The organism is Paenibacillus tyrphae (assembly GCF_024158745.1).
Lineage (GTDB): Bacteria > Bacillota > Bacilli > Paenibacillales > NBRC-103111 > Paenibacillus_G > Paenibacillus_G tyrfis_A.
Window position 1 is genome coordinate 92,227 of record NZ_JAMZAW010000027.1, and the last position, 10,545, is coordinate 102,771.

General features: G+C 48.0%; 9 protein-coding genes. 8 read left to right on the top strand and 1 reads right to left on the bottom strand.

The features are described 5' to 3' along the window. Window positions 1-125: 125 nt before the first annotated feature. Window positions 126-587 (bottom strand): Lrp/AsnC family transcriptional regulator, encoded by a 462-nt coding sequence (locus tag NI000_RS30335; protein WP_253415092.1) that lies wholly within the window; start codon window positions 585-587, stop codon window positions 126-128. Between the two features lie 172 nt (window positions 588-759). Between NI000_RS30335 and NI000_RS30340 the strand changes: the two genes are divergently transcribed. The 8 genes from NI000_RS30340 to NI000_RS30375 all read left to right on the top strand — a co-directional run bounded on the left by NI000_RS30340 (window position 760) and on the right by NI000_RS30375 (window position 10,394). After that, entirely contained in the window at window positions 760-1,908 is a 1,149-nt protein-coding gene (locus tag NI000_RS30340) for a serine hydrolase domain-containing protein (protein WP_253415093.1), read from the top strand. A 67-nt stretch (window positions 1,909-1,975) separates the two neighbouring features. Continuing rightward, a complete protein-coding gene (locus NI000_RS30345) occupies window positions 1,976-3,175 on the top strand; it encodes an MFS transporter (RefSeq protein WP_253415094.1) in 1,200 nt (399 codons plus the stop codon). A gap of 678 nt (window positions 3,176-3,853) precedes the next feature. Then, window positions 3,854-4,885: a Cfr family 23S rRNA (adenine(2503)-C(8))-methyltransferase gene (locus NI000_RS30350; RefSeq protein ID WP_253415095.1), complete on the top strand. Its 1,032-nt coding sequence runs from the start codon at window positions 3,854-3,856 to the stop codon at window positions 4,883-4,885. Window positions 4,886-5,411: 526 nt separating this feature from the next. Beyond that, window positions 5,412-6,296: a carbohydrate ABC transporter permease gene (locus NI000_RS30355; protein ID WP_253415096.1), complete on the top strand. Its 885-nt coding sequence runs from the start codon at window positions 5,412-5,414 to the stop codon at window positions 6,294-6,296. A 12-nt stretch (window positions 6,297-6,308) separates the two neighbouring features. Continuing rightward, entirely contained in the window at window positions 6,309-7,178 is an 870-nt protein-coding gene (locus tag NI000_RS30360; protein WP_253415097.1) for a carbohydrate ABC transporter permease, read from the top strand. Window positions 7,179-7,191: 13 nt separating this feature from the next. Then, complete coding sequence (locus NI000_RS30365) at window positions 7,192-8,364, top strand: efflux RND transporter periplasmic adaptor subunit (protein WP_253415098.1); 1,173 nt, start codon at window positions 7,192-7,194, stop codon at window positions 8,362-8,364. Between the two features lie 181 nt (window positions 8,365-8,545). Further along, a complete protein-coding gene (locus tag NI000_RS30370; protein ID WP_253415099.1) occupies window positions 8,546-9,727 on the top strand; it encodes an ABC transporter substrate-binding protein in 1,182 nt (393 codons plus the stop codon). Between the two features lie 34 nt (window positions 9,728-9,761). Then, window positions 9,762-10,394: a hypothetical protein gene (locus NI000_RS30375; protein WP_253415100.1), complete on the top strand. Its 633-nt coding sequence runs from the start codon at window positions 9,762-9,764 to the stop codon at window positions 10,392-10,394. Window positions 10,395-10,545: the final 151 nt, after the last annotated feature.

Genomic DNA, 10,545 nt, shown 5'->3' on the forward strand with positions numbered 1-10,545 from the left:
CTAACGGGCACGATAGTTGAACAAAGCGAGATCAAAAGAAAGGGCCATCCCGCAAAAGGATGGCCCTAAAACTTGCCCAAAATTAAGCTTTTGCAAACGATTCCTTTTTGTGGTGCCGAGCCGCATTAATCTAACTCGGCAGGTACGCTTGCCTCTTCCAGCGAAGGTATAAGAAACTTGGTCTCGATTGGCGATGACATGACGATGAGGATTGTGTAGGTCCCGTATTTATCGCATTGATTTCCGAACTCTTCGAGAGATCGTGTGGACTCAGTCATTACTTTCAATAAATAGTTGTGTTCTCCGCTTATACGGTGACATTCGATGACATCGGGAGATGAGCGGCAAAAATCAAGGAATGCATGACACTCCCTTGTACGAAACAGAATGTAGGCCGTTGCGCCTTTTCCGATTTTTTCAGGGGAAATCATGGTGCGGTACTCCTCAATGATTCCTTTTTCCTCCATACGCTTTACTCTCTCCGTTACTGCGGGTTGCGATAACCCGACACACTTGCCTAATTCCGTCATTGAAATTCTTGCCTGGCTTTGAAGATAATATAGGATTTGCTTATCAATATGGTCCATCGAAATCGGCTCCTTTAATTTTAAGGATTTCCCCATCAACTAACTCGTTTTTCTTTGTTTTAGGGTAGATATAACTTGAATGCTTTATGTAAATTACTCAACTTAATAATTATAATAAACTCACAATAGTAAAGTAATCAAGGCTTTAACTATTGAGGAAGGATGATGAAAGTTGAGTAAGAATTTGGATACAAGCCTGGATGAAGTTATCGAGCGTACTCTTGCCGATAATCGGCTGGTTGGCGCCGTGGTTAAGGTGGCGGTAGACGGAGTGCTGGTTTATAACGGTGCTGCCGGTTTTGCCGACCGTGAGAGGAACAATCCGATGCAAGAAAATGCCTTGTTCAGGCTTGCCTCCGTATCGAAACCGATCGTTTCAACGGCTGCCTTGGTACTCGTATCGCAAGGCCGGCTCCAACTAGACGACCGCGTTGATCGATGGCTTCCATACTTTCAGCCGCGTTTGCAAAATGGCGATATCGCGGAGCTCACGATTCGGCATTTAATGACGCACACGGCGGGGCTGACTTACCGTTTCTTTCAGGAAGAGAACGGCCCTTATCACCGTGCAGGGGTGTCGGATGGAATGGATCAGGCCGGTATCACACTGGAAGAGAACCTGCGCCGTATTGCCTCCGTTCCGCTCCTTTACACGCCAGGCACTCAGTGGAAATATTCGATCGCGACAGATGTGCTGGGCGCCGTTATCGCCAAGGTTACTGAAATGCCGCTTCAAGAAGCCGTTCATTCCTTGGTGCTGAAACCGCTTGGCATGAATGACACCGGGTTTACTGCCGTTGACCCGGAGCGGCTGACCACTGCTTATGCCAATGATGTTCCTGTGCCGCGGCCTATGTATGATCCCGACAGCTTGGCATTCGTGGAAGGCACGGCGGGCTTCCGGCTTGCCCCTAGCCGGGCGCTTGACGAATCGGCTTTTCCTTCCGGCGGGGCCGGCATGGTCGGAAGCGCCCATGACTTTTTACGGCTGCTGGAAACCTTGCGCAAGGGAGGAACGCCGCTTCTGCCTGAGCGGCTGGTTCGCGAAATGACGACTAACCAGATCGGCGATCTGCCGATGGCTTATTGGCCGGGCAGAGGCTTCGGTCTAGGATTTACGCTGCTTAAGGATCCTGTCGCCGCAGGCACGCCGGAATCGCCGGGCACCTGGCGGATGGGCGGGACTTACGGCCATTCGTGGTTCGTTGATCCTGAGCGGAAGCTCAGCGTTGTGGCATTTACCAATACCGCGCTGGAAGGCATGTCGGGCCAATTTACCGTCGATCTCTGCAAAGCCGTTTACGACGGAATCAAGCAATAGAGAATGCGTTTAAGAGCCTAGTACGGTATGATCCGGACCAGGCTCTTTTATACAGGGAGTGGAGAGGTTGGTTCAATTCAGTTCTGTTCAAAAGACCGTGAACCCTATATTTTTCATTGCATTGGGTTTATTTGGCGTATACACCATTGAATTTGGCGTTGTCGGGATACTGCCGGCAATCATTGAACGCTACAGCATCAGTACATCTCAGGCCGGGATGCTCGTTGGCGCGTTTGCGATTGTCATCGCGTTGTTTGGTCCCTTTATGGTATTGCTGCTTTCCAAACTTAACCGCAAAAATGTGTTGATGACATGTCTATTCATTTTTGCCGGGAGCAGTTTATTGTCAGCTTACGCTCCGAATTTTTATGTTTTGCTGGCGCTTCGCATGATTCCGGCTTTGTTCCATCCCGTCTATTTTTCTTTGGCTTTTGTCACGGCTACTTCACTGTATGCTAAGGAAAAAGCGACGCAAGCTTCCGCCAAAGCATTTGTCGGGACTAGTATGGGCATGGTACTTGGAATTCCGATAACAACCTATATCCAGCATCAATTCTCTTTCGAGGCCGCTTTTCTATTCTGTACCCTTGTCAACATCGCTGCTGGGATCAGGATCGCCATTATGCTTCCGAAAACGCCGAGAGTGGAGAAAGTAACTTATGGGAAGCAGCTCGGTATATTGCGTAAAATCCCCCTCTGGATCAATATTGGCGCTGCGACTTTTATATTTGCGGCAATGTTTTCAGTCTATAGTTATTCTGCCGAATATTTGGAACAAGTGATGGGGATGAACGGAGAGACCGTCAGTGTCATGCTTGTCGTATTTGGCATCGGGGGGGTGGCCGGCAACTTGCTCGCAGGGAGACTGATTGGAATCCATATGGCGAGAACGACTGTGTTCCAACCGATCGTATTAGCGCTCTCTTACTTTTTGCTTTACTTAGGAGAAACGTCATCTATAGTACCTATTATTTTGATCATGGTCTTGTGGGGAGCGATTCATACCAGCGGACTCATTATAACGCAGATATGGTTAACATCCGAGGCTCCCGAAGCGCCTGAATTTGCTACTGGACTGTATATTTCTTTCATCAATCTTGGCGTGTTCATCGGTTCGGCGGCAGGCGGGATGTTTATTGATTTTTTAGGCGTGAAAGGGACCATATGGAGCGGCTTGCTGTTTATTGTGTTGGCCCTTGCTTGTATTGTAATAAAAATTTTTTTCTTTAACTCAAAAGGTATAAAGGCAAAATTGCAGGTGCCCTGAAATTTCGCCTTGGATATGATACGCCGAACCGTAGCAAGAAAGTAACGAGTTTTCTTATTTATTATTTGGTCATTTATAGGATGTTGCAATGTAGAAGCGGGTATGTTAAGATCGTGCTGACACTTAACGATTGGAGTTGAAGAGGATAATGTAATATTTCTTCTCAATAAAAAATAAAGCAGAATTTGTTTTATTTTTTATTGGCAGGAAAGTTACCTTATTCTTTTCACTCAAAAAATATATCCTTTTAATACCCTGCACCGGGTTGGATGTGCTGTATTTTTTGAGCTACAAGAAAGGTAACTTTCTTGTAGCTCTATTTTATTTTGGCAAAGGATTGACGAAAGCTTGTTCAAATTGATATTGAGCATTCTCCGACCATCCTTTTTGTGGAGCATGACAGCGAGTTATTATGGAACTGAAAGAGAAGAACCATTTCCAGGAGGATGAAAGCGATGAAGATTGAGGTCGTAGATGATTTTGTGAACCGGTTCCTGTTAGGTGAAGCGGTTCACACAAAAACAAATCGGTTGCCGGAGGTTTACCAATCTATCGACAGATGCACGTAGCGATCCGTCTGCAAACGTATGCGCTTTTTCTGTATAGTTGGTTAATGACGTGTCAAAGCGCCAACTGACGGTTGCTTTTTTACGTTTTCTCCGGCGGTAAGGAGAAGACATGGGACTAACCTCGAAATATGAAACGATTCGGCGAATGTTGTCCGACTTCAAGCAGCCCGAGTATCGGTATGCTCAGATTATGGATGCGATTTTCAAGCAAAACGTCGGCGAATACGAACGGATGACCATATTGCCCAAATTTTTGCGCGACGAGTTGACCCGGACGCTTGGTCCGAACGTCTGCAGCATCGTTCCGGTAAAGGAACTCACGTCAAAACAGGTCAGCAAGGTGCTGTTTGGCATTGCGGGCGACGAACACGTGGAGGCCGTACGACTTACTTATGAGCAGGGATGGAAATCGTATTGTATTTCCACGCAGTGCGGCTGCGGATTCGGGTGCAGGTTTTGCGCCACCGGTACCATCGGCCTGAAACGAAATCTGACCGCCGACGAAATTACCGACCAATTGCTGCACTTTCGCTTGAACGGCCACGCCTTGGATAGCGTCTCATTCATGGGCATGGGGGAGGCGCTCGCCAACCCGCATATTTTTGATGCAATCACGATTTTGACCGACCCGCATCTCTTTGGTTTAGGACATCGACGAATTACGATTTCCACCATCGGCCTGCTGCCGGGGATCGACAAGCTGACACGGGAGTTTCCGCAGGTCAATCTGACCTTCTCGCTGCATTCGCCGTTCGACGATCAGCGAAGCGAGCTGATGCCGATCAACGACCGATACCCCGTCCGCGACGTGCTGAAGGCATTGGATCATCATATCCGGCATACAGGGAGAAAGGTGTATATTGCGTATATTCTTCTTCGAGGAGTCAACGACTCGACGGCACATGCGGAAGCAGTTGCCGAGTTGTTGAGGGGAAGGGGACCTGGGGAACATCTCTACCACGTTAACCTGATTCCATTCAATTCGTCCGAAGTTACGCCAGACAGCTATCAGCAATCTGATCCCCATCGGATTAAAGCGTTTGTTCGGATTTTGAAGTCAAAGGGGATCAGCGTCACGGTCCGAACTCAATTCGGATCGGACATTAACGCGGCATGCGGTCAGCTATACCGTTCCGAATAATCGATGCGGAAATAAATTTATTACCGGACGCAGCGGGTCTGCGACTGGAAAGAGAAACGGCTGCCATGAAGAGGGCAGCCGTTTTGGTTTGCGCCACGCATGGCGATTAACCAGGCGGTGAAATTCCGCAAGGGTGTCACTTTAAGAACTTGCGAATGTATCGAAAGGACAATTAGGAATAACAAACAACTGCATGAGCGGATTCTTGATTCAGAGGATTCGCTCTTTTTCATGCAAAAGGAATTGACAAAATGTCGGGTGACAAGACAATGCCTAATGTACCCATGATGGGTCATAGTGCTTCTGGTTGTTTTCCGGACCAAAAAAAATAAGAAAAGAACCGAACCTTTTTCCGATACAGTGACAATATAGTGATAGTGTGTAAGCTGCTTACTCAGGAGTACCCTCCGGCCATTAAACTCATTACAACAAACCGATAGAAAAAGATGACGAGGATCAAATCGCAGCAATTTCACGGTAATGAAAGCTGGGATTTATCCGTCCGGTCCGAAGGAGGGAGGTGAAAATGTCGTTGGGTTTGCGATTTCAGCGCTTGATGCACAAGCAAGGTGTAATAGCTATGGGCTTTTTGGCGCCGAGCGTGCTTGGCTTCTCCCTATTTTACTTAATCCCGTTTGTGATAGGCATTGTGTATTCGTTTATGGATAAGACGAGCGGAGGCGTGTTCGTCGGCTTGGCTAATTATGAGACGGTGCTGGGCAGCGGCTCGTTTCGCAAGGCGGCATTGAACACATTGTGGTTTACAGCCGTTAGTGTGCCTCTTCTCATCGTAGTATCACTGGTTCTGGCGTTGCTATTGAATAGAAATGTATATTTCCGACGCTGGATACGGACAGCTTATATTTTGCCGCTCGTCGTGCCGGTCGCCTCCGTGGTGATGATTTGGCAAATTATATTCGACTGGAACGGTTCGCTTAATGCGTGGCTTTATGGTCTGGGCTGGGGGCGGATCGACTGGATGAAGTCAGAATGGGCAAGAGCTGTGCTGCTAATTGTTTATTTGTGGAAGTACGTCGGCTACAATATGATCCTGTTTCTGGCGGGATTGCAGGGCATTCCGAAGGATTATTATGAAACGGCCGACCTGGAAGGCGCCGGACCTGTTCGGAAGCTGTTCAACATTACGCTCGTCTATTTGACCCCAACGATGTTCTTTGTCGTTCTGATATCGATTATTAACTCGTTCCGTATTTTCCGAGAAACGTACTTGATTGCCGGAAACTATCCGCACGATAGCATTTATATGCTGCAGCACTATATGAACAATATGTTTATATCTTTGGATGTACAAAAGCTAACCGCGGCGGCCGTTCTTATGGTCATTTGCATACTCGCCATCGTCTCCGGCATGCTCTCGCTTGAACGGTGGTTCAGGCGATTCATGGAATGAAGGGGGAGGGAGATGAACGTTTTTCATAAAACTGCACGGTCGCTGTTTCTTATAGCGACTGCGTTGATCATGATGTTGCCGCTGGTCATTCCGGTCACGAATTCGCTTATGAGCGAGAAGGAGATCGCAAGCAATTACGGCTTCATTGGCAAAATGCTGGACGCAGGATCAGGCGCCAGTGACATATTTGTTAATTTAAAGCTCATACCTGACTGGGTATCGTTCGAACAGTACGGGAAAATACTGCTGGAGACGCCGATCTTCTTGAACATGTTCTGGAACTCTGTGTTGCTGGTTGTACCGATCATAGCAGGACAGGCCGTTGTCGGAGCGCTTGCCGCATACGCTTTTGCCATGCTGCGATATCGGGGAAGGGAAGCGTTGTTCATGGTATATTTGATGGCTATGCTAATGCCTTTTCAGGTAACGCTTGTCCCAAACTATATCATCGCTGACATCCTGGGGCTTGGAAACAGTGCCGGCGCTATTATCTTACCAGGCATTTTTTCCGCATTCGCAGTGTTCATGCTGCGCCAGTTCATGCTTTCCGTTCCGTATGCTTATGTCGAGGCGGCCATTATGGACGGTGCATCGCATCCATTCATTTTCTCCAGAATCATCGTCCCATTGTTAAAGCCGGGGATCGCGGCACTCGTCATTTTGCTGTTCGTGGATTACTGGAATATGGTGGAGCAGCCATTGATTTTTCTCGATGATGCCTTTAAACAGCCGCTATCGCTGTATTTATCGCGCATTCAAAAGGAGGCTGTAGGGGTCGGCTTCGCCGCATCGGTCATGTATATGTCGCCGATTGTCCTCTTGTTTCTGTATGCGGAGTCTTATTTCGTACAAGGTGTTCAGCTTTCCGGTATTAAGGGGTAAGGGGGAATGGTGTGTGGAACCGGGCGATGAAAAACAAACACTTGCAGGTCACCAAAAAATGCTCCGGCTGCTCATCATTGTATTTATGAGCGTACTGCTGATTCTTACGTTATACAGCAATACGCTATGGACGATGAATCTCCCCAGAGTTTGGACGGAGACCGGGAGACAAGGCCAGCTTGTTCAAAACTTTCGGGCCAGCGGAACGCTGCGGCCTGCCAACGAGATCGAGCTTTCAAGCACCCAGGGATGGACTGTAAGCAGCGTCCTCATTAAAGCAGGAGACCTGGTAAAGAAGGATCAAGTGCTGGTCACTTATGAAAATCGGGCCGCCGATAGCCTTCTGCAGGATGAGCAAGCGATGCTCGCACAGATGAGGCTAGAGCTGGAGGGGCCGAAGGAGCGTTACGTCGAAGCGATAAAAAACGACGACGATTCGGGTAAGCGCACCGCCAAACGGGAGATCGAGATCGCGCAGCTGAAAATCGGCGTTCAAGAGAGAAAGATAAGCAACTTACAGCAGAATATTGAAACCAATCGGCAAATCGTCGCGCCATTCGACGGCGTAGTCGCCAAGGTCAATGCAGTCCAGGGCATGCCATCTGCAAAAGATAGCTTCGATGTGCGTCTATCCAACACGAGCTTGGGGTACCAGGCTGCATTCCTGCTTCCCATCTCAGCCACCGAACAGCTGAAGCCCGGCGATAAGCTTAACGTGAACGTAAAAAGCCGCAACGTCACCAAACGAGTGGAAGGTACGGTTGCGGCAGTGGAATATTCCGATGCTAATGTCGGAGCAGCCTCTCCTATGTCACCGATTGAAGGAGGTGAGCAGCAGAAGGCAACGGCCACCAGGACCAGTCGCCTGCTTGTGACGGTGCACGGAGAAGAACTGCAAGGTGGCGAGCAAGCAAGTGTACATTTAACCGTTACATCGGCTGAAAAGGGCGGCATGCTCGTGTCGAACAAGGCGATCCGTCATGCGAGCGGTAGCCCATACGTTTACGTGGTGGAGGAGAAAAAAGGGGCGCTTGGCAACACCTACCACCTCCGCAAGACGGAGATTGAAACAGGCGATGCGAATGACAGCGAAACCGTCGTGCTAGCCGGTGCATCTCCGAATCAAGCAATCGTCGTCGAAAGCAGTGAACCGTTAGTGGATGGGCAGAGAGTCAGAATGAAGTAGAGCATATCCATACTAGAGTTTTTTGAACTCGCCATAATAAACGAAAGAAGGGTTTCTTTTGAAAAAATGGTTGACAGTACTCAGTTGCGCAGTACTAGCGATTTCCTCAACAGCATGCTCCAGCGGGAGCGATAAAACTACGAATAATGATACCAAGGAGCGCAAAAAAGTTGTCCTATCCGTGTATGAGGCGAGCGATTTCTACAAGCAGGCGAAGATGAAATTCGAGGAAAAGCATCCGGATCTGATGATTGAAATAAAGGAGTATGCAGCGGAAGGCGGGAGTGAGGAGGGGAAGCTTGAGAAATATGTTCAAACCACGAATACGCAGCTTCTTTCCGGTAAGGGAGCCGATTTGATCGATCTGGACGTGAGCGGGCTGCAAGTCGGGAAATACGTCAACAAAAACGCGCTCGTCAACCTGAATGAATTTATGAACAACGATAAGTCGTTCGATTCGAACCGCTATTATATGAACATTTTTGAACATGTCAAAATGAACGGCGGCCTTTACGCTCTGCCAACACGATTTTTTCTCGATACATTGGCCGGGGATTCCGGAGGCATCAAGAAAGCAGGAGTCCAAATTGACGATAAAGATTGGACGTGGAGTCAGTTCGCGAAAGCCGGAAAGCTGCTGAATAGCAAGGAGGGTCGCTATGCGATGGGAAATACGCCTCCTGAGCAAATGCTCGGCTATCTCGTTGCGGACAATTATTCGACACTGGTCGATACGTCCAAACGCAAAGCCGACTTTTTGTCGCCGTTCTTTACCGACCTGCTTAAGCAGGTGAAGACGATGTATGACGACAAAGTGATTACAGCGAGCCCGGTCAATTTCGGGGATGCTTATTTTTATCCATCTCTACTCATTTCACCGGAGGATTATTTTACAGGGCCTGCGCAATTTTTTGAGCAAGGAAAAGTGTATTCGAAGCCGCATGTGAACGGTCAGAAGTCGGGAGTTTCGTTCCAGGGGAACAAGTCGATCGCTATGAACGCGAACTCGAAGGTTAAGCCGGAAGCTTGGGAGTTCATCAAGTTCCTGCTGTCCGAAGACGTTCAAGCACAGCCACGGCTGCAAGGGTTCTCCGTGAACAAGTCGGTCAATGAGAAGATATTGGGGGAATTGGCCGCTAAAGGCTCGGCGGCGACTTACTCAGGGACAGAAGTTCCTGTATCTGCTGAGGGCATTCAAGCGCTGAAGCAAATGATTGCGGGCGCGAATATTTACATTACGGACGACGGCAAGATTCAATCTATTATAGCTGAAGAAGCCAAGGCATATTTCAGCGGACAGAAATCAGCCGATGACGTAGCCAAGTTGATCCAGAACCGTGTTACGACTTATATCAACGAATAAATCCCACAAGCTCACAAAGAAAGGAAGATTTTCAATGAAAAAATGGATGACATTCTCCCTGCTTGTTGTATTTACAGCCACGATGACGGGTTGTTTTGGAACCGAACAAGGCACGATGCCAAGCAAGGAATCAAGCAAGATGATCGATGGGCAACAAACACAAACCCAAGCGTCTACAACACAATCGTCCCCTGCGTCCCAATCGCCGAAGCCTGATACTGCTGCGGTTGCAGACGGCAAGTCTGAAACAAAGCTTTTATTTTCCGAACAACTGGAAATTTTGATTCCAAAAGAGTTCAAAGAAAAATCAAACAAAACAGGGGAGGTTATCTATAAGGATAAGAGCGAAGAAGTGACGATTAGGGTCCACCATGATCCCGAACAATCGACAACGGCTCGAGATATGGATCCACGTTTGCTGCAGAAGCTTGCTGCCATTATGAAAGAAAATTATACAGACGCCAAGCTGCTCCGTGAGGAAGTGATTAAAGTGAATGGCAAGCAGCTTATTGTTGTCGAAGCGGATTCTAAAGATAAATACGCCCTGAGATCGTGGGGATTTTTAAACGGAGAGTTTTTGGAAATCGAAATCACTTGCCCGGTAAAGAAGAAAGCGGAGTGGCAAGCCGTTGCAAACGATATCGTGAATTCGATCAAGATGAAGTAGCAGTCGCGTCACCAGCCACTTTCGCAGAAAGTGGTTTTGTTTTGTCTGAAGATAAAGGCGATTCAATGACTTAATAAGCCGAAAGTAGTTCTAGAAGGCAATAAGGCGTATGTTGTCGAATAACTCATAAACCACATTTGTAAGGAGCGAC

What these genes read in the sequence shown, in the direction of transcription:
- NI000_RS30335 (WP_253415092.1), bottom strand. Translation starts at nt 587, where the DNA reads ATGGACCATATTGATAAGCAAATCCTATATTATCTTCAAAGCCAGGCA.
- NI000_RS30350 (WP_253415095.1), top strand. Translation starts at nt 3,854, where the DNA reads ATGGGACTAACCTCGAAATATGAAACGATTCGGCGAATGTTGTCCGAC.
- NI000_RS30355 (WP_253415096.1), top strand. Translation starts at nt 5,412, where the DNA reads ATGTCGTTGGGTTTGCGATTTCAGCGCTTGATGCACAAGCAAGGTGTA.
- NI000_RS30360 (WP_253415097.1), top strand. Translation starts at nt 6,309, where the DNA reads ATGAACGTTTTTCATAAAACTGCACGGTCGCTGTTTCTTATAGCGACT.
- NI000_RS30375 (WP_253415100.1), top strand. Translation starts at nt 9,762, where the DNA reads ATGAAAAAATGGATGACATTCTCCCTGCTTGTTGTATTTACAGCCACG.